Genomic DNA, 25,736 nt, shown 5'->3' on the forward strand with positions numbered 1-25,736 from the left:
AAAAATCTATGGTTATGAGAAAAAATGGAAAACTGATTATTGTAACACTGATCTTAGTACTGTTTACAGGGTGCTACGACAGAGATATTATCGACAGGAAAGATTTTAATCATTCCTTACCTAAAGTAGAGAATCTGTCTTATACGCTGGAAGGCAATGTGGTTACACTCTCATGGCAGATACCCGGCAATATCCCCCAGGACTTCAATCGACCACTGGAAGCAAGTATTCAGGTGGTGGAGGATGATATTTACAGACAGAGAATCTCCGTATTCGATGAGATCAACTCTGCACAAATTACAATAGATCCGAATAAAGAGTACCGGTTTATTGTCAAATTGCTGGGTTTTCTGACTCCCGAAGCAAAAGAAGAAGGGTTTACCGACAGGGTCTTTTCTGAAGGTGTAGTAATTAAAATTGAATGACAACTGTGATACCATAAGTAGTGAGGGTGTACCGAAAGCGAGGTGCATGTTTTTAGTCACACCGCTTAGCGGTACACCCTTTTATCTTTGTTTACAGAGAATTGAATAAATAGCATATAGCCGAAAAAAAGTGTATGAGCCCGGAAAAAAATAGAAATTATTGGATACTTATAGCCTTTGCTATCATTACGATAATTATATCGTCCTGTAGCAAAGAAGAAGGCAGTGATGAGCCTTATATTCCGGTTGATGAGATCTCGTCGGCCGAAACCGATCTCATACCCGACAAGGAGACAAAAACTGTTTCCACACTTCTCCAGTTTAAAAATCTTGACAATATTGATTATCTGGTCATTAATAAGAGTGGAGGAGAAAGTTATTCGGAAAAGATCAGCCGGAGCGAACTCTCTTCCTCTTATCTTTTTACATACCAAGTGAGAGCTTCTGATCCTGATTTTTTCAGATTGATACTGAAAGCTGTTTATCTGGATGGAAATATCTCTAAAGATATTTCACTGAATGTAGATAACCGGTGGGGCTTTTTTATCCGTAATGTGAGCCGGATAGCACGTGTGACCGGTGCCCCGGTATCCGGAGAGACATTCCCCAGTCCCAATAATACATTAAACTGGAATGTGGGTGGGACCGATCTGGGCATTGTCTGGGAAATGGAATCGGGTAAATATGGGATATTCTTTGGGGATACCTTCGGTCGGGATTTCAAACCGAACCCCACCAATCCCGGACCTAACGGAGGTAGTTGGAGAAGTAATGTGCTGGCTTTTTCAGAAGATAAAAACCTGGATGACGGGTTGACCTTCAGCAGTATGGCGACCGATGCCAGGGGAGATGCCCGTGAAATTATATATGGCGGGAAGGACGCTTCGGGTAATGGCGACTGGACTTCTATTCCCACAGCAGCCATTCGCGCCAATGGAGCTGATTATGTCCATTACTTCAATATGAGGAACTGGGCCGGCTGGATCACTAATTATTCGGGAATGTACAAGTCGACCGATAACGGACTGACATGGGAGAAGTGTGAAGGAGTTACCTTCTCCTCCAATAGTCCCTTTGGACAAGGTGGATATTTTAAGAAAGACGGATATGTATATATGATCGGCACACAAACCGGGCGGGACAGCAAAGCGGCTCTTGCCCGGTTTCGTGAAGCTGATATTGAGAACCGGGATCAGTATGAATATTGGAACGGCTCTTCCGGGCAATGGATCAAAGGAGATGAAAACCTGGCAACCGTCATTATAGATGATAAGGTGGGTGAGTTGTCGTTCATCTATAGTGAGACATTTAACAAGTGGTTCATTGCTTATTTCAATGGCGACAGGTATAATATCACCATGCGTACAGCGGAACAGATTACCGGCCCCTGGAGTGAACCTTATGAACTGGCCGCGGGAAAGGATTATGCGCAATTATACGGATCTTATTTTCATCCCCTGTCCGTAAACGGCGACAACCTCTATTTCCTGATGTCGATGTGGATGCCGTACAATGTTTTTTTGATGAAAGCCGAAATAGCAGATATGGGGAATTTTTGAAAACAAGAAATATGAGACAATTATTATTCTTTTTATTTTTACTGATAATTACCCCTTCGGGTGCTCAGCAGAGTTTTTTGGATTGGAAGCAATTGGCGCCTCCCGATACGGTTGGCGCATGGATACAACCGGTACAGGGAAAACCGGCTATGCCGGTATGGGGCCATGCCAATGGTATAATTGTGGGATTGGCTCCGTTACCGGGCCCCAGAGGACTGATCAGGATCTACACTCCATATCTGGATTATGGATTTCCTGAGGTGATGAATTTCATTGCTTTTGAGCCAATTCCAGGAGGAGCTGAAGAACGTGGGTATTCGGAACTTGAAATAAGTAGCCTTGATAAGGAGCAAAGGGGTAAACGTTTTTGGAGCTCTGACGATGCTACGGCTGTTTTACCCTTAAATGAGCAATACCCGACAAGAGGGATAGTGGAAAAGATAGACGGAGAGGAGACGCTGACATTGTATGTCTTTTCCGAACCTTTTGATAACGGTGCCAAAGTATATGCCCGTCTTCGGTTTTTTGAATCCCGTCCTTACGAATTTGAGATAACCACGTATAAATATGATGGTTCTGTGAATCTGGATTATTTCATAACGAGTGCGACAATGGGAAACAAAGCCCGTCTGAGGATGCTTTTCTTCAGAGACAAACAAATATCCTCACTTGAAATATGGCCCGATTATAAGGATATCCATTTTACTTCACGTGAATATTTTTCACAAGAGAGGATGATACGGGATAAAAAGAGTAACGTCTATTTTATTGCCGCCCCCGATGAGGAAGATTACAGCCGGACTGTATTTACGCACGACACGAAACTGCATTGGCAATACAGGGGTAAACATGCAACCCAGTATTGGATAAAAGAGAATCCCCATAAAGAGTTAAAGGGAGTAATTACCGGCCGCTTTACTTATTGGGCAAGTGAGGCACCAATACCGGGAGGTATATCCATCGAAAATTTCGAGTTGAATTCACCATTTAAAAACGGAGAAAAGTTTATCTTTGGAATTACTCCGTTGTCACCGCAACAGTTTATCGGAAAGATACAAAATTAGAGAGGTAAAATGAATAATAATCGCAGGACATTCCTAAAAAAAATTGGCTTAGGCACTATTGCCGCGTCAAATATTCCCGGCTTTGCATCGGCTGAAAGTTTATTGAGATCAAATAACCCTGAAAAATTGAATTTTCAGCTTGAAAGAACCGAGAGAAGCTATAACGGAGAATACAGGAATGAGTACTTAAGCAAAGTGGCTTTTCCGGTTGGAGGCATAGGTGCCGGCATGTTCTGCCTGGAGGGAACCGGAGCGATTTCTCACCTATCGGTTAACCATCGCCCGGAGATCTACAATACGCCCTATGCTTTTGCAGCTATCAGTATTAAAGGGATAAAAAACGGAGCGAAAGTGCTGGAATCAACTGTTCCTACCTGGAAACTGTTTGGCCCGCGCGGAAGTGGAAATGGTTTGGGTAACCGGAATTACGGGTTACCGAGGTTTGAGAAAGGTTCGTTCAGAGCCAGATTCCCTTTTGGAATAATAGATTTAGAAGATAAAGATATTCCACTGGATGTAAAAATTACCGGCTGGAGTCCCTTTATTCCTACTGATGAGGATAATTCAAGCCTTCCGGTGGGAGTACTGGAATATTCCTTTAAAAACAGATTCAATGAGGTGATTGAAGCCGTCTTCTCGTACAATGCCCGTAATTTTATTGATGAGGGAGGGTATATATCCGGGCAGAAAAATGGCTTTAGAATGACCAAAGCCGGTACAGACGGCAACAATGGAATTGGAGGATTTGCTGTTTATCTGGACGATAATAATGCTGTGACCGATCATTGCTGGTTCAGGGGTGGATGGTTTGATTCGCAGACGATCCTTTGGGATAACATCAGGGGTGCAAAGATTATTGGTAATGCTCCCATTGAAGGAGTTTCTCCGGGAGCTTCTGTCTATCTGCCGGTAAATTTGAAACCGGGTGAAGAAAAAACAGTGAAAGTCAATTTCTGTTGGTATCTTCCTAAATCGGATCTTTCTATAGGACAAAGAATTGTTACCGGACCGGCATTTACCGGTAAAACAGCAAAGCAACCGGTAAAGGGTCAGCAAAAAGTGTCGGGTTATATAGGGCAGGGCTTGTTGAACTCTTTTGATCCGAATGGGGATGGACAAGTGGGAACTTTGCTCTCTCCTGAGTTTACCATCAGCAAAAGATACCTCAAATTTTTAGTGGGAGGCGGGAATCAAAAGGGAAAAACATCTGTCAACCTGTGGATAAATGACCGGATCGTGGAGACTGCGGTGGGAAACAATACAGAACAATTAACGGAAGTAATCTGGGATTTGAAAAAATATGCGGGAAAAACTGCCCGGTTGAAAATCATTGATCTTGATACATTCGCATGGGGACATATTCTCGCCGACCAGTTTGTTTTAACCGACCGTCATGATGAGATACTCTCCTCCCCCTCTTCAGGAGCGATTTTGCTGGCTGATTTTGAAGGTGATTATTCAGAAGGATGGGAAATTATAGAATCCGAGGAAGTGGGTGTTGTAACTCCCGGGAATTCCTATTATCGTCCCTGGTATGCAACCCGATTTGAGAATCTGGACAGTGTAATCGGATATTGGAACGAGAACTGTACAACGTTGAAAGAATACTCCGAATTATTCAGTAGATCCTTTTATGACTCGACCCTCCCCTCTGAAGTGCTGGAAGCAGTTGCAGCCAACCTGACCATACTGAAATCACCCACCGTTTTACGTGTATCCGATGGGAGGCTTTGGGCATGGGAAGGGTGTAACGACGATTCGGGATGTTGTCACGGAAGTTGTACGCATGTATGGAATTATGCGCAGGCTATTCCTCATCTTTTTCCTGCTTTGGAACGGACATTACGTGAGACGGAATTTAAAGTAAGCCAGAACGAAGAAGGGCATCAGAATTTCAGGACCAACATTCCCATTACTCCTACCGATCATAGCTTCCATGCGGCGGCAGACGGTCAATTGGGAGGAATCATGAAAGTCTACCGGGATTGGAGGATCAGTGGAGATACGGAATGGATGAAATCGTTGTATCCATATGTGAAGAAGAGCCTCGATTATTGTATCCGTACGTGGGATCCGAAGGGGAAAGGATGCCTCGAGGAGCCGCATCATAATACTTATGATATTGAATTTTGGGGGCCTGATGGAATGTGCACCAGCTTTTATCTGGGTGCACTCACGGCCTTTATTGAAATGAGCAAAACATTGAAGGAGCCTTATAAAGATTACCAGGCTTTACTGACAAAAGGTAAAAGTATATTGAAAATGACCTCTTTGATGGTGAGTATTTTATTCAAAAAATTCAATGGGAAGGGTTGGAAGCCCCTAATCCGGTAAATGTACAATCTTTCGGTGGTGCATATTCTGAAGAGGCCATTGCTTTGTTACAAAAAGAGGGGCCTAAATATCAATATGGTACCGGTTGCCTTTCGGATGGGATCTTGGGAATGTGGATGGCCTCCGTCTGCGGACTTCCGGAAATAATAGATAATAAAATGGTTACCAGTCACCTGAAGGCAGTACATAAATACAATCTGAAAACAACGTTACTCGATCATTACAATCCGCAACGACCGACGTATGCTTGTGGTGAAGACGGAGGATTATTACTCTGCTCATGGCCGAAAGGAGGAGCATTATCTCTACCGTTTGTTTATAGTAATGAAGTTTGGACCGGAATTGAATACCAGGTGGCAAGCCATCTGATGCTGAAAGGAGAGATAGAAAAAGGTCTGGAAATAGTGCGCATCTGCCGTGACAGGTACGACGGTTCTGTAAGAAACCCTTTTAATGAATATGAATGCGGGCATTGGTATGCCAGGGCAATGGCAAGTTATGCCATGATACAAGCGCTGACGGGGATCAGATACGATGCAGTAGATAAAATACTGTATATTGATTCAAAAATAGGAGATTTTACCAGTTTTATCAGTACCGGTACAGGCTTTGGCACACTCTCATTAAAAAATGGAAAACCCCGCTTAGAAGTGTTGTTTGGTTCGATTGATGTGAATAAATATAATATCTTTGGGAAAGAAATTAATCTGTAAAAATAAGAATATCAATAAATTTTAATTTGTTTATTATGCGTTTAAAAACAACTTTCTTTTTTCTTTTTTGTATTGCATTCACGACAACCGTTTTTTCCCAAAATCGTGATTTCAATGGTCTGGATTTGAATATGGGTAACCTATATCGGCTATCCAATGCGGAAACACGTTCTATCAGTCCGGAAAATTTTACCGGCGAGAAAGGGAAAGGGGGAATGGCTATCCCGGATCCCAACGCGCCCCGCAATACGGCCAATGCCACAAATCCTGCACGTGATCTGGGACAGGGCTGGAAGGTGAATCCGTTTGTGACGATCAATCCGGGTGAAACTTTCACAATGGCTGAAATTGAAGGGCCGGGTGCTATTCAGCATATCTGGATGACGCCGACAGGCAACTGGCGTTTTTCCATTATACGTATCTACTGGGATGATGAAACGGAACCGTCAGTAGAGGCACCTGTGGGTGATTTCTTCGGCATGGGGTGGAATGAATATGCCCATCTGAATTCCTTGCCTGTAACCGTCAATCCGGGTAGTGCGTTCAATTGTTATTGGGTGATGCCGTTCCGCAAAAAATGCAGGATCACCATGACTAATATCAATGATGAACAGCCGATGAACCTCTATTATCAGATCGATTATACGCTGACCGATGTACCTGAGGATGCTGCCTATTTCCATGCACAATTCCGCCGCACAAAAGTGAATGAAACCTCCGATTATACCATTATCGACGGAATAAAGGGAGAAGGGCACTATGTAGGTGTCTATATGGCCTGGCAGGTGAATAACAATGGCTGGTGGGGCGAAGGAGAAATCAAATTCTTCATGGATGGAGACAAGCAATTCCCTACCATCATAGGAACCGGAACTGAGGATTATTTCTGCGGATCGTATAATTTCGACCGGCACGGGAAGTACGTTACTTTTACAACACCTTATGCCGGATTGGTACAGGTATTGCCTCCCGATATTACCTACAGATCCGGACAACGATTCGGAATGTATCGCTGGCATGTGATGGATCCTATACGGTTTAAGAAAGACCTGAGAATTACTATTCAGGATCTGGGTTGGAGACATGGACACCGTTATCTGCCACAGAAATCGGATATCTCGTCTACTACTTTCTGGTATCAGAAAGAGCCTCATGCCCCGTTTCCCAAGTTTCCTTCCTGGCAGGAATTGGAAGTGAATTAACCCTATGCTCTGAATGATAAAATCGATACAGGAATAACTAAAATATAATGAAAGAATGATGAAGAGAATAGGATTGAAGACATTATTACTCATTTTTACGTTTTTATTATCTCTCTTTCAGATGAACGGGCAAGCTCAAACCTACCGGTGGAGCGATGAGGTGGAGCTGTTGAAAAAAGTAGACAGACTGCCGACATACCGTCATGGGCAATTGATCGAGCAGGAATCGAGTTACGACCGGACAGGAGGAAACGACGACGGATTTAGTGGTAACTATTCTTTCATTCGTAAGGAGAAAGAGGGATTGGTGCTGGCCGAATTTGAAGGACCGGGTGTAGTAAACCGTATATGGACTCCTACACCTACAGAAGACACATTGTTGTTTTACTTCGATGGAGAACGGGTCCCACGCCTGAAGATTCGTTTTATGGATCTTTTTTCGGGAAAGGTCTATCCTTTCGTAAAACCGGTTTGTGGTAACGAAATAGGAGGGTATTACAGCTATATCCCTATTCCATTCGCAAAATCATTAAAGATCGTGTTCCAGGGAGAGCGGATCATGTTCCATCAAATTCAATACCGGATGCTACCCGGAATGAATGTGGAAAGCTGGACCGGGAATTTCTCCGCTTCCGACAAAGAATTGTTGGCAGAGGTGAGTGACGTATGGGCTGATATATCACCTACAGTAAACCGCTATGCAACCGGTTTATCGTCCAATGTCCGTACCGAAGAAAAATCATTTACTATTGAACCGGGAGAAGAGGTAGCTTTCTTTGAGAAAACAACCTCGGGCCGTATTGTCGGTTTTGAGATTGACGGTGGAACTGCATTAGAAGGGATTTATAAAGATATCATCCTTTCCGCAAAATGGGATGATGAACAGGTAGAAGCCATCCATGCCCCCCTGGCTGATTTTTTCGGTTATGCCTACGGAAAACCGGCTATGCGAAGTATCGTGATGGGACGGCAGCAAACTTCCAACTACTGTTACCTCCCCATGCCTTTCGATAGATCGGCTTCCATGAAACTCATCTATGAGAAAAGGGAAGGAGTACAGCAAAACGCTGTACCGGTGAATGTGAAAGTGTATTATAACGACAACGGAAGAAATATCAATGAGGAAGGAAAACTCTATACCGTCTGGAGAAGAGAAAAACCTGAATCGGGTCAGTTCTATACTTTTATGGAAACCAAAGGAAAAGGTCATTATGTGGGGACCATCCATCAGGCACAGGGTTTGCGACCGGGTATGACTCTTTTCTTCGAGGGAGATGATACCACATATGTGGATGGAAAAATGCGTCTGCATGGTACCGGTTCGGAAGATTATTATAACGGAGGGTGGTATGCGCTGCTCGACCGGTGGGACAGAGGAATCAGCATGCCGATACACGGTTCGCTTGATTATTCCCTTCCCATGGGACGTACCGGAGGCTACCGTTTTTTCCTTTCGGATAAGATGTCTTTCGGGAAAGAAATCTATCACGGTATGGAACATGGAGAGGTAGGCAATAATTTTCCCGTAGATTATACGTCTGTTGCATTCTTTTACGCGGCACAACCGTTGAAAGAACGGATGGAACCGACCGCGGATTTAAGGGAGGTCTACTTTCCTGAAAAGCATATCTATTTCCCGCAGCTGATGGAGATTACCCTCGACAGGGGAATACAGGCCATCTTAGACAGAGGGTTGATGCTTACCTCTTTTGGGCAGGGTATGGTCAGGGTGATGCTTACGGATGTACCCGAAGGGAAATACAGGGTATTGGTCAACTATCACGAAAAGCCGAATGGGGCCGATTTCCAGGTATGGCAACGGCAGAATCAACTGTCGGAGTGGATTTCGACAAAAGCCGACAAAGAAATCTTCAGGGAGAATGTCCATGTGGGGGATATACAACTCACTTCCCAGACTAACTCTGTCACCTTCCATGTGAGGAACAATGACAAAGCCAACCAGTTCGAACTGAATCAGATCATACTCGAAAGAGTAAATTGATTTGATGATGTGGTGATTTTGATGATTTGAAAGATATGATAAAGAGGCTTATTTATACAGTGTTGGGTATGGTTATGATTTTCTCTTCCGTAGTGCATGCACAGGATGCCAGGGTAGGGAGCCAATCTTTGCCGATGGAGCTGAAGCTGCCCCGTTCATTGGAGAAAGCTGTTCGGAAGATCCAGTACGACCTGTTGGGGAATGAGAAAGGAACCAGCCGGATCGAGGTGGTGGACGAGAATTGTCTTCACATACAATTCAACTTCTCTCCCGGCCAGACTGTTCGCCAGGATGACTGGCAGGTGGTTGTCATTCCCGGGTTTACCCCGTCTTTCCATTGGACGCCCCACCTTACACCTACCGGCAGCCATATTATCGACCAGCATGTATTCCGTTCTCCGGCACTGATCGTCGCCGATGACCGACAGGTGATTACCCTTATCCCCGATCTTGATATTATGAAAAAGGGAACTCCGGTAAGATGGTATCTCGATCTCGATGCCGAAAATAATCGCCTGGTATTGGGGATGAGTAACAGTAGGGTCGACGATCATGTCCTGTTTGTCCGTGAACCGGGTGCTGAATATCCGGCAGGAGAAGTGGAGATCGGATTTTTCCTGATGGTGCGTAGTGACGAAGCGTCACTTAAAAACCCTTTCAGGAGGCCACTCGATTTCCTCTGGAATCGTTGGGGGCATGATCTTTATCAGGCCGGGAATCCGGTAGATGCCGATTTGGAACGATATGTGGAGCACACCTATAACTGGGCTTTCAACAGTTGGGCGGATAACGTATGGCAGGAGTTCGAACTGGACGGTAAGAAGGTCGGTTCACCGGTTTTTATCGTGAATGTCACGCAGAGCCCCAATTATCCGGGAGAAGTCAATGAGCAGGAATTCCGTTCGGTATGGAATCAGGCATGGTTCAGTTCCCTGCGTTCTGCCGGGGGGTTGTACCGGTACGCCAGAAGGATCGGCAACACAACCTTGATGGAAAAGGCGCTGCTTACCAAAGAGCTGGCTCTCTCTTTTCCGCAGGTTGAAGGTTTCTTTTACGGCTTGATCGGCACAGAGATGCATGAAGTGGAGATCGAGGGGAGAAAATATAACCGTAGTAAGGGATGGGATGCCTGCTACTGGGGAAATTCAAACCGGAATCCTTATACCTGGAATGCTGCCGAATCACCATTCCATATTCTCGATATGAGCTGGACCGCGTTGCTCATGCTTCGTTGGTATGATGAACTGGAAAAGGATGAACGATTACTTCGTTACGCGGAACAATACGCCGGATCATTGCTCGGTATCCAGTCGGAGAATGGTTTTTTCCCGGGATGGCTCGACCTGCGCACGCTGCAACCGATGACTCACCTGAATGAATCGCCTGAAACCTCTATGTCAGTGACTTTTCTTTTGAAACTCTATGAGCTGACCGGAAAACAGGAATATAAAGAGGCAGGTCTCAAAGCCATCGATGCGGTAATCCGGGACATCATTCCCTCGGGAAGATGGGAGGATTTCGAGACCTACTGGTCCTGTTCGCGGTATGGAGCAGATCACCTGGTCGGGAAAAAAGTCGTCAGAAATAATATGTACAAACAGAATAATTTCTCCATGTTCTGGACGGCCGAAGCACTGTTCGAATGTTACCGGCTGACCGGCGACCGGCGATATCTGGATCAGGGACAGCGTACCCTCGATGAATTACTGATGACACAGGCTTCGTGGCAGCCGCCCTATATGTATGTGAATGTGCTTGGCGGTTTCGGGGTATTGAATGCCGATGCCGAATGGAACGACTCCCGCCAGAGTCTCTTCTCCGAGTTGATCCTGCAATACGGGAAACTTTTAGACAGTGATGAGTACAATGAGAGAGGGTGGGCTGCGCTGAAAGCATCGTTTGTAATGATGTATAGTCCCCTTAATCCTGTCACTAAAGCACAATGGGAAAAAGTGTATCCCTTCTTCGGAGAGGAAGATTATGGCTTTATGATGGAAAATTACGGCCATGGAGGGCATACCAGCCCCGAAGGTGAAGGAATGGGAGAATTTACAATATACGATTGGGGGAACGGTGCAGCGGCGGAAGCCTATAACCGTATTCTCGATAAATTCGGAAAAATCAAGTGAAATTATTAAATAATCGACGCGGCCAATTACGAAGTAACCGATATTGTCAATAAAATGTCTTGGTTCCTGATTCTTGGCTCTTGTGTCTAATTTTTATCTTATGCAACTAAAACAAATCTATCGCAGTGTACTGCCTGCCATAATCGGGGGTGCAATTTTACTCTCCTGTACAGGCAACGGGAAAACATCAGAAAATATGGAAAAGGAATATGAAAAGGGAACTTTCGGATATGATCTTAACTATCTGTCCGAAAAAGATGAGGGATTGATCGTACTGAAGTCGGAAGATGAAAAGGCACAAATAATCCTGTCGGCGAAGTATCAGGGAAAAGTGTTTACTTCTACGGCCAATGGCCCGGAAGGTAATAGTCACGGATTCGTAAATTATAACTTCTTCGATGCGGGTATAGTAGATGAACATATGAACGGCTTCGGCGGAGAAGATCGTTTCTGGTTGGGCCCGGAAGGGGGGAAGTATTCCATATTTTTTGAGCCGGGGAAAGAACAGGTATATGATAACTGGCATACTCCCAAAGCCATCGATATCGAAGAGTGGGAGGTGAACCGTGTGACTCCAAAAGAGGCTGTTTTTGTCAAGGAAATGGAACAGAAGAACTACCTGGGGAGTCTCCTGAATATTGCGATAGAACGGAAAGTTGCATTGCTTTCCCCCAGTGAAATAACAGGTAAATTACAGGTTGAAATCCCTGAAGGAGTGAATGGGGTGGCCTATGAAACAACCAACAAAATTGTCAATGGCAATGATTTCGAATGGACCCCGGAGACCGGTACGGTCTGTATATGGATGCTCGATATGTTCAATCCTTCCGAAGCTGCTGTAACTGTGATCCCTTATAATACCGGTGACGAGAAGGAACTGGGTAAGGTGGTGACATCCGATTATTTCGGTGAAATTCCTGCCGATCGGCTGGTTGATGATAATGGTATCCTCTATTTTAAAACCGATGGAAAATCAAGAGGCAAACTGGGAATGAATGCCAAACGCACCAGGTCGATCGCAGGAAATTATGATCCGCTTGCAAAGCGATTGACCATCGTGACATTTGATACTGATTCGGATGCAACCTATTTGAATCAGGAATGGAATCCTGACAGGGATCCGCTTGTCGGAGATGCGTTGAATGCTTATAACGACGGTCCGTTGGAAGACGGAAGCATTATGGGCCCCTTCCTGGAGCTGGAAAGTTGCTCGCCCGCTGCATTCCTGAAACCGGGAGAGTCGCTGTCGCACAGACACAACGTATTCCATTTCACGGGCGATGAGGTAAGTCTCTCTCCTATAGCTGAGAAACTGTTAGGAGTAGACCTTGAAAAAGTGAGAAAGATCTTTGAATAGGTTATACTTCAGATTTAGCTCTGCTGATTTGCACTTCTTAAATTTATCAACCTCAGACTTCTTTAAAAAATAATATATGAAACGAGTAAGAGCCGGGAAGAAGAACTCCCTATGTCTTTATTCTTTGTTCTTTACTCTTTATTCTAAATAAATATGAACACAAATAATGTAGAAAAGCACCGATTGATCCCTCCCGGGATCCTGTTCCCTTTTATTCTTCTTACTTCGCTCTTCTTTATCTGGGCGGTACCCAACAATATGACCGACACCATGCTGGCGGCGTTCAAGCGCATCATGAGCCTGACCGATACGCAAACAGCATGGATCCAGGTAGTCTGCTACCTTCTCGGGTACGGTTGTTTCGCACTTCCCGGAGCAATTTTTATCAAGAGACGCACTTTCAAATCAGGAGTATTATTAGGACTCTCGCTTTGTATAACGGGGTCGATGCTCTTTTATCCGGCTATGCTGGTAAATGATATCAGTTCGCCGTTGAGTTTCGCTACCTATCTTTTTGGCATATTCATATTGTTTGCAGGATTATCAGTACTTGAAACTTCCGCCAATGCTTATGTCTATGCACTTGGTGATCCGATAACGGCCACCCGCAGGTTGAATTTCTCCCAGTCGTTCAATCCGTTTGGTGCATTGACCGGTGTGCTGGCCAGCCAGATATTTGTCTTATCTCAGTTGAATACCATGACGGCCGGCGAAAGGGCTGTCCTGAGCGGGTCAGAACTGGTTGCCATTCAACGGGGTGAACTGAATGCCGTCACCATGGCCTATCTGATCCTGGGGGCAGTGATGCTGGTACTGTTACTGCTGATCATATTCACCAAAATGCCGAAAGCACAGGATGACGATAAGAGTTTGGACCTGAAAGCGACATGGAGCCGGCTAAAAAAGAATAAGAATTACGTCTGGGGAGTATTGGCACAGTTTTTCTATGTGGGTGCGCAGATCGCAGTCTGGTCGTTCATTATCCGTTACGCCATGCAGCAACTCGATTTGGATGCAGTGATCGCCGGTCTGGGAGCAAATCCTTCGCAGGAAGCAATTATTGGTGCATTACGGAGTGTAGAACCGGTGGCCGGAGGTTTTTACGCGCTTTGTGAAGTGATCGGACTGGATGCACTCTTGCCACGTACAGCCGAGCAGGCGGGCGCCACTTACTATGTCATGTCGCTTATTCTCTTTGTGCTTGGACGCTTTATCTGTACCTGGCTGATGAAATATACCCGGCCGGTGAACATATTGTCGGGATTGGGTATTCTGGCGGTGATATGTTCACTTTTGACGATTTACGGAGAAGGATTTGTGGGAGTATATGCCTTGATGGGTATTTCGGGTTGTATGTCCGCCATGTTCCCCACCATTTACGGCCTTGGCATGAGAGGACTGGGAGATGATACCAAGATTGCCGGTTCGGGCATGGTAATGGCGATTGCCGGTGCAGCGTTGCTGACGCAAGTGCAGGGTATCCTCTCCGATCAGGCGGGGAGCATTAAATTCGCCTACTGGGTACCTGCCGTCGCATTTATTATTATTACTTATTATAGTTTTACGATTGCACGCAGCAAGAAGTTGGGTAACGGAAAATAGATGGATATGGAAAAGTTAGTCATAGGTATTGATTATGGTACCGATTCATGTCGTGCGGTAGCGTTAGACGCCGTATCCGGGAAAGAGCTGGCGACAGCGATCTCCGGTTATATCCGCTGGAAAAAAGGATTATATTGTGATCCTTCTGCCAACCGGTACCGGCAGCATCCGCAGGATTATATTGATTCACTTGTGGAGGTGATTCACGATTTATTGGCACAATTATCACCCGATGAAGTGAAAAATATTGTTGCTCTTGGAATTGACACGACGGGGAGCACACCCTGCCTGACGGACCGTGACGGCACACCGTTGGCATTGCTGCCTGAATATGCCGACGATCCCGATGCAATGTTCATCCTCTGGAAAGATCATACTTCTATCCGGGAGGCAGATGAAATCAATGCCCTGGCCCGTAAATGGGAGACCGATTATACATCGCGTTCCGGCGGGGTCTATTCTTCGGAATGGTTCTGGGCAAAAGCGCTGCATGTGTTGCGTAATAACGAACATGTAAGAAGAGAGGCCTATGCCATTATCGAGCATTGTGACTGGATGCCGGCATTACTGACAGGCCGGTTTAAACCTGAAGAAGTTAAACGTAGCAGATGTGCTGCAGGACACAAAGGTATGTGGGCAGCAGAGTGGGGAGGTTATCCATCTCAGAGATTTCTATCAGAACTGGATCCGTTATTAAACGGATTTGCTTCGCGTTTAAGCAGTGAAACTTACACGAGTGATCAACTGTGCGGTAAAATCACTAAAAGTTGGTCAGAGAGGCTTGGATTGCCTTCAGACGTTGATGTGTCAATTGGCATCATAGATGCTCACGCTGGAGCTATTGGTGCCGGTATAGGTGCAAATAAAATGGTCAAAATAATAGGTACATCTACTTGTGATATTGTTGTTACACAGTATGAGAATTTAAAAGGCAGAAATATTAATGGTATAAGTGGACAGGTAGATGGTTCTGTTATACCTGGTTATATAGGACTAGAGGCAGGGCAATCGGCATTTGGAGACGTTTATGCATGGCTTAGAGACATACTTACATGGTCGGTTAAATCTCTACCGGAAAAGAATTCCGTGACCAAAGATATTTTATCCAAACTATCAAAAGAGGCATCACAACTTGAAATTAATGAGTCCGATATGATTGCAAACGACTGGTTTAACGGTCGTCGCACCCCTTTTAACAACCCTGAAGTAAAAGGTGGATTAACAGGGTTAAATTTAGGAACAACCCCTTCAGAAATTTTCAAAAGTCTGGTAGAAGCTACAGCATTTGGCTCAAGAGCAATTATGGAGCATCTTGTTAATGAGGGAGTTGAGATAACAGAAGTTATTGGAGTTGGAGGAATATCTTTAAAGTCACCCTACGTAATGCAAATATTATCAGACATAATGGGGATTCCTATAAAAATAGCCAAAGCACAGCAGGCTGGAGCATTAGGTGTGGCTATGTGTGCAGCAACTGCAAAAGGTCTGTTTGAATCTGTGGAAAAGGCTCAGCTTGCTATGGCTCAGGGTATATTGACCCAATATACCCCTCGTGAAGAGTACAGATCTATTTATGATAAATTGTATTTGCGCTATAAGGAATTTTGCAGTTTCCTGGAGTTGTGATACTCTATTCGCGATCCATATTTATGATTTTAAGAACAAAAATGGAGTTGGGCAGTTCAAATGCATTTTTTATACATTTTGTAACTGCTTCCATAACTTCATCAAACTGACCAAATACCTGAGTAGACATTCTGTTTGATTTTACTGTTATATTTTCATTCTCTTCCAATGCCTTGATGAATTTTTTTATCGGAGCTTTGTACTCTTCATTCAATGGATAGTAGCTTATATCAATGGATGTTTTCATAATTTTTTAATATTTATAAATAGTATAGTCTACATTGATAACCATTGCGCCACTAATTTGTTCACCCGGCGACGTTTGTCCTTATTCCAAGTTCTTCTACTCTTGAAGCAATTTTTTGAAGCAACTCGTATGGTGCCTTTTTAAGGCCTTCTGCGGGAGTTTCACGGTCAATAGTATAAATCATTACCTCTTTTGGTTTAATTGCTTTAAGGAGCTCTAACCAAGCTGAAACTTCAGCTTCTGAAGTGTTGTCGATGAATTTACCTTCAAACTCACCTTTTAGGAACATTGTTTGCAATATAAAATTACCTTTGAACTTTTTGTATAATTCTATTTGTCGGGATACACTGTAGTCTGGTGAATTTGGACGATCAATAAGTCTTACTGTCTCATCAAAAGCTGAATCAAGTTTCAGAACCGCTTTTTCAACTTTCATCAATGCCTCAAAAACTCCGGGATTCTTGAGATGCATACCATTTGAGAGTACACTTATTTCAGTTTCAGGGTAATATTGGTTCCGAAGTTCTATAGTGTCTTCTATTATTTCTTTAAATTTTGGATGCATGGTTGGCTCGCCATTTCCGGCAAATGTAATTACATCCAGTGTACTGCCCTCACTTTTGAGAAACGATAGTTTATCTTCCAGTGCAGCTTTCACCTCTTTTCTGTCGGGTAATCCGGTCCTTGTACGAAAATCTTTATTAAAACCACACTCACAGTATATACAATCGAAAGAGCATAGTTTGCCATCATATGGTAACAGGTTTATTCCAAGAGAGGTTCCCATGCGGCGACTATGCACAGGTCCAAAAACTATTTCATTAAATAATATTGTTGACATTACATTTACTTTTACAAAATGATAACATTATTGATGTTTAAAACCATTTTATGATCTCACCTGTACCATAGCCAATCAAAATATAGCGTAATAACTTGCCTATAGTCATACTTATCATAACCATGGTAGTGTTTGCTCTCATGAAACCGAGTGCTACAAGTACTAAATCCCCAACAGCAGGAAGAAATCCGAAAAATCCCATCAATGCTCCTTTTCCCTGTAATCTTCCTACTGCCTTATCGATACTTTCCGGTTTAATCTTAAACCATCTTTCAAGCCATTCCACTTTTCCTAAACGGCCAAGGTAATAGCATGTGGAACCTCCGGCAGCATTGCCGATTGTTGCATATATTATGAGTGTCCACATATCAAGTCCGGCTGCTATAAGTGCTGAAAAGACCACTTCTGAACTGAAAGGAAGTATTGTTGCAGCAAGAAATGATGCAAGTAGCAGTCCCCAATATCCATATTCAGCTAAGTTTTCCAACATCAGTGTGCTACGAGCCAATTTTCTCCTACCCCAATCTCTGTCTTTAGCTGAACATTCATGTGATATGAGTTCTCCATCTCTTCTACAACCATCTCTCTGATATAATCAAGCTCTTCTGGGACAACATTAAAGTTTAATTCGTCATGCACCTGCATAATCATCTTTGATTTTTTATTGTCCTGCTCTAATCGCTTATGAATCCTTACCATGGCTACCTTAATAATATCAGCTGCACTACCTTGTATGGGTGCGTTAATAGCATTGCGTTCAGCAAAACCTCTGACTGTAGCATTTCGTGAACTTATATCAGGCAGATATCTTTTTCTTCCATATACAGTTTCAACATATCCATGCTCCCGGGCTTTCTCTATGCTATTCTCCATATATTTTTTTACTCCGGAAAAAGTCGAAAAGTAATCATCTATTAACTCCTTTGCTTCAGTTCGTGGAATAGTTAGCCTTTCAGACAATCCAAACGGTGTTATTCCATAAATGATACCAAAATTGGCGGTCTTAGCTTTTCTGCGCATATCCTGATCTACCTCTTCAATAGGGATTTTAAATATCTTTGAGGCAGTAGCAGCATGTATATCCTGACCTTTATTAAATGCTTCAATCATATTTTCATCGCCACTAAGATGTGCCATTATCCTTAACTCAATTTGTGAATAGTCAGAAGAAACAAACAGGCACCCATCGTCAGGTATAAATACTCTTCTTAACTCCTTTCCTCTCTCATCTCTGATTGGGATATTCTGAAGATTTGGATCTGTACTGCTTAATCTGCCTGTTGCAGCAACAGTCTGATTGAACGATGTGTGAACTTTACCTGTTTTAGGATTAACAAGAAGTGGAAAAGCATCAATATAGGTAGTTAGTAGTTTTTTAACCCCTCTCTGCTCGAGTATCTTGCTGATTATTGGATGTTTAGATCTGATTTTTTCTAATTCTTCCTCGCCCGTTTTGTATTGTCCGGTTTTTGTTTTTTTGGGTTTATCTACAATCTTAAGTCTGTCAAAAAGTACTTCACCTATCTGTTTAGGTGAGTTGATATTAAAATCAACACCTGCCATTTCGATAATTTCCTTTTCAATCTTTTTAAGTTCATCGGAATATTGACATGATAACTCCTCGAGTGCTTTAAGGTCTAACCTTACTCCGGTCCATTCCATGTCTGCCAATACATAGATTAACGGACACTCAATTTCATAAAATAGGGTAGTGAGGTTATTATTTTTAATTTCCTCTTTTAGTATATTCTTAAGTTTCAGAGTTATATCAGCATCCTCTGCTGCGTATTCAGCAACTATTGATATTTCTACATCTCTCATGTTCTTCTGATTCTTTCCTTTGGGCCCAATCAGATCTTCAATGTGTATCGTTTTGTAATTAAGATATGTTTCTGCCATATAATCCATACCATGCCTTAATTCAGGATTCAGCAGATAGTGGGCAACCATTGTGTCAAAGAGAGCACCTTTTACCCTAACATTATAATTACGAAGTTCCAAAATATCATATTTTATATTCTGGCCTACTTTTTCAATCTCTTCATTTTCAAAAAAGGGTTTGAATATGTTTACCTGTCTTTGGGCTGTTTCCTGATCTTCTGATATTGGGACATAATATGCTTCACCCTCTTTAAAAGCAAAGGAAAGGCCTACTAACTCACTTAACAATGGATCCATTCCTGTTGTCTCAGTATCAAAACAGACCGATTTCTGCTCAAGTAATGATTTACATAGAGATTCCATCTCTTTATCTGTTTTTACAGTTATGTAATTGTGTGGGGTAGAGTGGATATCAGTTAATTCAGATAATATATAATTGTCAGGTTTTGAAGTTAAAATACCAGTAGTTACATTAACTGTTTCTGAAGAAAATGAAGAGTCGCCAAATAGTTCACCCTGCAAGGGAGCTACTGTTTTATTTGACGGTTCCTGTTTAAAAACTCGAGAAAGTAAAGTTCGGAATTCCAGATCTTCAAATAAAGTCATCAATTCCTTTTCGTTTTTTTCTCTAAGAAGTAATTCATCCGCCTCAATATCAACAGGTACATCTGTTTTGATAGTAGCCAAATACTTTGATAACAGTATCTGTTCCTTGTTCTCTTCAACATTGCGCTTTTGCGCTCCTTTCAGTTGATCTGTATTCTCAAGCAAGTTTTCTATAGATCCAAACTCCTTAAGCAGCTTAACAGCGGTTTTCTCTCCAATACCGGGACAACCAGGTATGTTATCAGAACTATCGCCCATCAAGCCAAGCAGATCAATCACCTGGGCAGGGTATTCAATATTATACTTTTCTATGACTTTTTTATCATCAAGTATTTCGTAATCATTACCACCATACTTTGGCCTGTATATAAAAATAGTTGGTTCTGTAAGCTGACCATAGTCTTTGTCTGATGTCATCATATACACATCAAACTGCTCCCTGTCCATTTTCTTTGCAACAGTACCAATAACATCATCAGCTTCATACCCCGGCACTTCAAGTATAGGGATATTATAAGCTTTGATTATCTCTTTTATATAGGGGACTGAGGCTTTAATTACTTCTGGTGTAGCTTCTCTTTGGGCTTTATAAGATTCATATTCCAGATGTCGGAAAGTTGGACCGTCTGGGTCAAAACCAATTGCAATATGTGTAGGATTTTCCTTATTCAGAACCTCTTCAAGTGTATTTATAAAACCAAAAATTGCAGAAGTATTCCTTCCTTTTGAATCAATCCTCGGGAATTTAATAAATGCATAATAGGCTCTGTATATTAGCGCATATGCGTCGAGTAGGAAAAGTTTGTTTTTGTTCATAATTTTCTATAAAACGGTGTACGGATTGGTAAAGTTACTAATATTTGTTGCTTTGAGTAGAATTATTTTTACTTTTGTACATATAATTTGGTATGCGATGGATCATAGTAGACTAATTAAAGATTTTCTTCAGGAAGAGTTAATTGTTTTCGATAAATATTTGCAAGAGTCTATTAAAAACAAAGATCAGAAACTCTCTGAAATGATTTCATATGTTTTTAGCACAAATGGAAAACGTTTGAGACCAATATTAGTGTTAATGACAGCGAAAGCTTGTGGAGGAATTATTCCGGAGACATACCACGGTGCTGTAACAATTGAATTGCTGCATACTGCAACTCTTGTTCACGATGATGTCATTGATCGCTCTGATTTAAGACGAGGAAGAAGTTCAATGAATGCCGTTTATGATAATACCAGAGCTGTTTTGGTTGGAGATTATCTGCTATCTACAGCTTTAGCTGAGAGTGTTAAGACTAAAAACCTTGAGATTGTAAGAATCATTTCTGAATTGGGTCAGAATCTTGCTTCCGGAGAACTATCTCAGTATTCACTTGCAAGTGAGATAATTATTGATGAGGACGCCTATTTCGATGTAATTGATAAAAAGACAGCTTCATTGATACGAGCTAGTCTGGCAATAGGAGCTATAACCGGTGGAGCTGATAAAGAGCTTATCTCACATTTTATACGATTAGGCACACTTCTAGGTATATGTTTTCAGATCAAAGATGATATATTTGACTATTTCAATGCTGATGTTGGTAAGCCTACAGGAAAGGATATACGCGAAGGAAAAATCACTCTGCCATTGATATATGCTCTAAGAAATGCACCTGAAGAGGAGAGTAGTTCAATGATGGATATCTTAAATCAAAGAGAATACAGTGATGAAAATATTGAGCAGCTTCTAGAATTTGCTAAAAAATATAATGGAATAAAGGAAGCTTATCACAAAATGGATGTTTTGTTAGAAGAGGCGGAAGCGATTATTTCAGGATTAAAATATGATAGCGATATTAAGATGTATATGAAGATGTTTCTTATTTACTTAAAGGAAAGAAAAATTTAAAGGGTGAATTAATAATAATCCACCCTTCATTAATAACCTAAACAAATTTACCTCTCTTAAAATTGATTACTTAATTTCAATCAACTTCTCTTTCAAGCTCGTTTTCTCCTTAATTGTAGGAATTTCAATAGTTAGAACACCATCTTTTACACTTGCAGTGATTTTATCTTCGTCAACATCATCCGGCAATAGCATTGTTCTTTGGAATTGAGAATAAGAAAATTCTCGTCTCAGGTATGCTCCTTTTTTAACTTCTTCATTTTCAGATTTTTTCTCAAATGAAATCACCAAATTTTTATTCTCATCAAGTCTGACCACACAATCTTCTTTAGTCATACCCGGAGCAGCCACCTCTACAATAAATCCTTCATCATTTTGCTGGATGTTGATTGCAGGAATAGATTTTGCACTATTTTCCATCCATTCATTACCAAAAAAATCATTGAATACACTTGGTAACCAACTGTTTGTTCTTCTAATTAATGCCATAATATTTACCCTTTCTTATTTATTAGTTGTTATACTTACACCTAGTAAAAAGCAAAATATATACCATTAGTAAAAAAAAGAGAGAGCCTGACAAAATGACTTAAAAAGACGATATTTGCTGTGAAAACGATAGAATAAAGTGTCAAAAAGGCAGTATTTAGGGAAATCCAATCATAGTTTATTTTCATTCCTAATCTATTTATCCATATGATACTGAATGCCATTATCCTTACAGGAGTATGGCAGGGGATGCTTTAATTAAGTTGTATTGAGGATAAAATAAAATCGAAACAAAATAGGCGGACAAAGAGTTGTCCGCCTATTGATTATTTAGTTGATTACAATCTTACTAAACAGATGATTTATATGTTTTAATAATTCAATTTGGTCAAACTGTTTATGTCAGATTTCTCTGAAATAGGTATCAGAGTAAAACCCCATGAATAATTTTTATTGGCCGGGATACTGTATTCTGGAAGTGGTCTTGCACCCCAACTATTGTATCCTGCTACACCATGCTGTTTCATATCAATACATACTTCTACAAAATCCTGCGGTGTAATATCATTAATATGAGTTTGACGTGGTTTTCTGTTTCTTGCATTTTCATCTTCTCGTGAAGCAATCTCCTCACTGCTGAAATTATTCCACTGATAGGGACGATGAGTAGCCTCTTCAGAATCAAAATCTTCCACACTATTTCGCAATGCATTGAAACCAATTGTATTGTCAGCAACTACAAGAAGTCCATTATTTTTACCTGTTAATGAGACCCATCTTGTGTCGGTACGATGACCATTCTCCTGAGGACGGGTATAGGCAACATACATATCATCAGCAGTAGTTTTGTATCTACCAACTTTTGATCCCGATGCTCTGTCAACATAATTTTCACCAGGACCCTTGCCAAAATATTCAACATTGTTCATCGTAGCGGGTAAGCGGAAACGAACACCAATTCTTGGAACTGTAAGTGATGATGATGCTTTGCGTGCTGCTGATGCTTCAGGTGAGAAAGTAGCTGTAATAGCAGCTTCTGAAGCCTCAATACTTTTTTCTTCAACATCAGTTGAATGGAATAGGACATTTACATTTAATATACCAGAGGGAAGTATTTTATACTTAACATTATAAAGATTTCCTGCAGCTAGTAAATATGTTACATCAACAATAAAATTATCTCCTTCAGGTGAAACTTTAGTCTCTATAACATTGAAGTTTTTACTGGATTGTTTCCATACCTGCAGACGTTGTGGAGCTCCATTTCCATAATCATTGTCGTTAGGTCCTCTCCAAAAATTTGGCTGTATTCCAAATCCATCTTTAAAATATTCATTTTTACCTACTTTGTAGGAAGTCACTATACCCTTTGATTTATCAAATTCAAATTTTACTACAGTCGAACTAATACTAATAGATTTTTCTGTATCATTTACCTTTAATGCAGGATAATTATTTTTCTCAGAGTATGTTTGCTTGGGTGATGTTATCGGCAGTTTAAATTGTTCAATTGCAACTATATGACCTGCAGGAACTAATGACTGTGCTTCTTTTTGCACTACCTCAAAATTGACAAAATATTCAACACCCGGTTTTGATTCCAATTTATCTAATGGAATAGACACTTGGATCCATTGCTGTGGCAGTAATGATACCGATAACTCTCCTTCAGAAATTATATTGCCATTTTCTGTAACATTATACAGGAATTTATAATTCTCGGTGTCAGTAAAATATTGACGGTTAATAACTTTAAAGATGCCTTCTTTCAGATCTATTGCTTCAAATGCAAAATTCTGATGAACATATTTAACTTCTGCGACAGCAGGGTGGGGAACTCTTCCCGGATCAACTAATCCATTTATAACGAAGTTCCCATCACTAGGTGTATCAATTCCATAGTCTCCACCATAAGCCCAAAAACTTCTGCCATCTTCATCTTTTTTAGCTATTCCTTGATCAACCCAGTCCCATATATATGCACCCTGTAGATTTGGGTATTTGTATATAGCCTCCCATTGAATATCAATGTTTCCGTTAGAATTGCCCATTGCATGTGAATACTCTGAAGGAATAACAGGTCTGTCACTCCCTTTAGCCCCAATTTCTTCAAGCCATGCAGCGCTCGGATACTGTGGAACATACATGTCAGTGTTTAAGTCCCACAGCGATCTCTCATAATTTACAGGACGATTCATGAAATCTCTTTCCTGATCTTTTAGATATCTGTATGTATGGAAAAAGTTAATACCATTACCTGCTTCATTCCCAAGTGACCAAATAGTTACAGATGGATGATTTTTATTCCTCTCAAACATATTTATGGTTCTGTCCATATGAGCCTGTTCCCATTCCGGATGCTTTGATGGAGATTTCTCACCATAATATAATCCGTGAGATTCAATATTTGCTTCATCATATACATATAAACCATAAATATTGCAAAGTTCATAGAAACGACGCGATTGAGGATAGTGAGAAAGACGAACACTATTTATATTGTTCAGTTTCATCAGAGTAAAGTCCTTTATCATTATATCTTCTGTAACGTAATGTCCCGTCTCAGGGTTTGTTTCATGAATATTTACCCCTTTAAGCTTGATTGGCTGACCATTTACTAAAAATAATCTGTCTATCCTGTCACCTGTTTTATAAGGCACAATTTCAAATCTTCTGAAACCAACAGGGTAGGGGACAACCTCTCCCTTTTCTTCTCCTTCAGGTATTACAGTTATAAGCAGTTTATAAAGGTTTGGTTGTTCTGATGTCCATGTAGATACATTAGGTATTTCAGCAGAAAAACGCACTGAGCTTTCACCACCTCTTTGAACGCCAATCGGTTTACTATCTGATAACACAGTATTGCCATCACTATCAAGTAGTTTGTAGCTAACATTTGCATAAGAAACAGCTTGAGAATAGTTTCTTACAGTAGTTTCTAATTCAAAAATACCATTTAAGTAACTATCATCTAATGTTGATTTTACTCTGAAATCACGTAACGATGTTTTAGCCTGTGACCATAAAAATACATCTCTTTCGATACCGCTAATTCTCCAAAAATCCTGTGCTTCAAGATATGAGCCTGTACTCCAGCGATATATTTTCAGGACAAGAGAGTTGGTACCTTCATTGACATATTTGGTTATATTAAATTCAGCACTGGTCTTTGAGTCTTCACTATATCCTACTTCTTTTCCATTTATATATACATATACGCCTGATTTAGCACCATCAAGAGTTAAAAAGATCTCTCGGTCATTCCAGTTTTCAGGTATATTTATCTCCCTGCGATATACACCAACAGGTGTCTCTTCTGGAAGATAGGGAGCTTCCATTTTTGGATAAAATGTTTTAGGATCTCTTTCAACAAACTCATATGGGTGATTCACATATATAGGTGTTCCGAATCCCTGTATTTCCCAGTTCCCGGGAACCTTAATATCTTTCCAATCTGTCAGTACTACTGCTGAATCCGTAACATTTTCAGGTAATTCAGTGTAGCTTTCAACAAAATAAAACTTCCAGGTTCCATTTAAAGATATATAATATTCACTCTCTTCAAATTTTTTACTCAGTGCATCATTTTCATTTTCAAAAGTCATAAACTGAGTTCGGGGATATTCTTTATGTGCTTTAACCACATTAACATCCCTCCAGTAAGGTGTTTTCCTCTCTTTTGATATATAATCATATTCCTGAGCATTTACACTCAGGGCAAAAACTAAAAGGGTTAAAACACCCGCTAAATAGACACTTAATTTCTTCATT

At 41.3% G+C, this 25,736-nt stretch carries 16 protein-coding genes and 1 pseudogene; 11 read left to right on the forward strand and 6 right to left on the reverse strand.

Annotation, left to right across the window (positions count from 1 at the left end; genetic code table 11):
- Positions 1-14: 14 nt before the first annotated feature.
- The 10 genes and pseudogenes from BN1354_RS10345 to BN1354_RS10390 all read left to right on the forward strand — a co-directional run bounded on the left by BN1354_RS10345 (position 15) and on the right by BN1354_RS10390 (position 16,013).
- Positions 15-425, forward strand: a complete 411-nt coding sequence (locus BN1354_RS10345; RefSeq protein ID WP_231623106.1) for a DUF4945 domain-containing protein — start codon at positions 15-17, stop codon at positions 423-425.
- Positions 426-559: 134 nt separating this feature from the next.
- The gene (locus BN1354_RS10350; RefSeq protein ID WP_053827057.1) at positions 560-1,984 is read left to right on the forward strand and encodes a DUF4185 domain-containing protein; all 1,425 of its coding nucleotides are present in this window, start codon (positions 560-562) and stop codon (positions 1,982-1,984) included.
- A gap of 11 nt (positions 1,985-1,995) precedes the next feature.
- Positions 1,996-3,048: a hypothetical protein gene (locus BN1354_RS10355; protein WP_082331577.1), complete on the forward strand. Its 1,053-nt coding sequence runs from the start codon at positions 1,996-1,998 to the stop codon at positions 3,046-3,048.
- A 9-nt stretch (positions 3,049-3,057) separates the two neighbouring features.
- Positions 3,058-6,095: pseudogene (locus BN1354_RS10360) on the forward strand (GH116 family glycosyl hydrolase).
- A 35-nt stretch (positions 6,096-6,130) separates the two neighbouring features.
- Positions 6,131-7,297, forward strand: a complete 1,167-nt coding sequence (locus BN1354_RS10365; RefSeq protein ID WP_053827059.1) for a glycoside hydrolase family 172 protein — start codon at positions 6,131-6,133, stop codon at positions 7,295-7,297.
- Positions 7,298-7,352: 55 nt separating this feature from the next.
- Positions 7,353-9,299, forward strand: coding sequence for a glycoside hydrolase family 172 protein (locus BN1354_RS10370; protein WP_154904856.1), 1,947 nt, complete (start codon positions 7,353-7,355; stop codon positions 9,297-9,299).
- Between the two features lie 35 nt (positions 9,300-9,334).
- Positions 9,335-11,428: a glycoside hydrolase family protein gene (locus BN1354_RS10375; protein WP_053827061.1), complete on the forward strand. Its 2,094-nt coding sequence runs from the start codon at positions 9,335-9,337 to the stop codon at positions 11,426-11,428.
- A gap of 100 nt (positions 11,429-11,528) precedes the next feature.
- Positions 11,529-12,785: a DUF6786 family protein gene (locus BN1354_RS10380; RefSeq protein WP_053827062.1), complete on the forward strand. Its 1,257-nt coding sequence runs from the start codon at positions 11,529-11,531 to the stop codon at positions 12,783-12,785.
- 153 nt (positions 12,786-12,938) lie between these two features.
- Positions 12,939-14,387 (forward strand): L-fucose:H+ symporter permease, encoded by a 1,449-nt coding sequence (gene fucP / locus BN1354_RS10385; protein ID WP_053827063.1) that lies wholly within the window; start codon positions 12,939-12,941, stop codon positions 14,385-14,387.
- Positions 14,388-16,013: a ribulokinase gene (locus tag BN1354_RS10390; protein ID WP_053827064.1), complete on the forward strand. Its 1,626-nt coding sequence runs from the start codon at positions 14,388-14,390 to the stop codon at positions 16,011-16,013.
- A 4-nt stretch (positions 16,014-16,017) separates the two neighbouring features.
- On the opposite strand, the gene BN1354_RS10395 is transcribed toward BN1354_RS10390, so the two are convergent.
- From BN1354_RS10395 to polA, 4 genes are all read right to left on the reverse strand, one after another.
- Positions 16,018-16,260, reverse strand: coding sequence for a thiamine-binding protein (locus BN1354_RS10395; protein ID WP_045090562.1), 243 nt, complete (start codon positions 16,258-16,260; stop codon positions 16,018-16,020).
- 61 nt (positions 16,261-16,321) lie between these two features.
- Positions 16,322-17,101, reverse strand: a complete 780-nt coding sequence (locus BN1354_RS10400) for a radical SAM protein (protein ID WP_045090561.1) — start codon at positions 17,099-17,101, stop codon at positions 16,322-16,324.
- A gap of 37 nt (positions 17,102-17,138) precedes the next feature.
- Entirely contained in the window at positions 17,139-17,591 is a 453-nt protein-coding gene (locus BN1354_RS10405; protein WP_045090560.1) for a YqaA family protein, read from the reverse strand.
- Positions 17,591-20,404: a DNA polymerase I gene (gene polA / locus BN1354_RS10410; protein ID WP_045090559.1), complete on the reverse strand. Its 2,814-nt coding sequence runs from the start codon at positions 20,402-20,404 to the stop codon at positions 17,591-17,593. The genes BN1354_RS10405 and polA overlap by 1 nt, the downstream gene beginning before the upstream one ends.
- A gap of 97 nt (positions 20,405-20,501) precedes the next feature.
- Here polA and BN1354_RS10415 point away from each other — a divergent pair, with 97 nt between their 5' ends.
- Positions 20,502-21,476, forward strand: coding sequence for a polyprenyl synthetase family protein (locus BN1354_RS10415; RefSeq protein ID WP_045090558.1), 975 nt, complete (start codon positions 20,502-20,504; stop codon positions 21,474-21,476).
- A gap of 66 nt (positions 21,477-21,542) precedes the next feature.
- Here the strand turns inward: BN1354_RS10415 and BN1354_RS10420 are convergent, their stop codons facing one another.
- Both BN1354_RS10420 and BN1354_RS10425 read right to left on the reverse strand, forming a co-directional pair.
- Positions 21,543-21,965: an Hsp20/alpha crystallin family protein gene (locus BN1354_RS10420; RefSeq protein WP_045090557.1), complete on the reverse strand. Its 423-nt coding sequence runs from the start codon at positions 21,963-21,965 to the stop codon at positions 21,543-21,545.
- A gap of 371 nt (positions 21,966-22,336) precedes the next feature.
- Positions 22,337-25,735, reverse strand: coding sequence for a glycoside hydrolase family 2 TIM barrel-domain containing protein (locus BN1354_RS10425; protein ID WP_053827065.1), 3,399 nt, complete (start codon positions 25,733-25,735; stop codon positions 22,337-22,339).
- Position 25,736 lies beyond the last annotated feature (1 nt).

Origin of the sequence: Lascolabacillus massiliensis (assembly GCF_001282625.1) — a bacterium.
Classification (GTDB): domain Bacteria; phylum Bacteroidota; class Bacteroidia; order Bacteroidales; family Dysgonomonadaceae; genus Proteiniphilum; species Proteiniphilum massiliensis.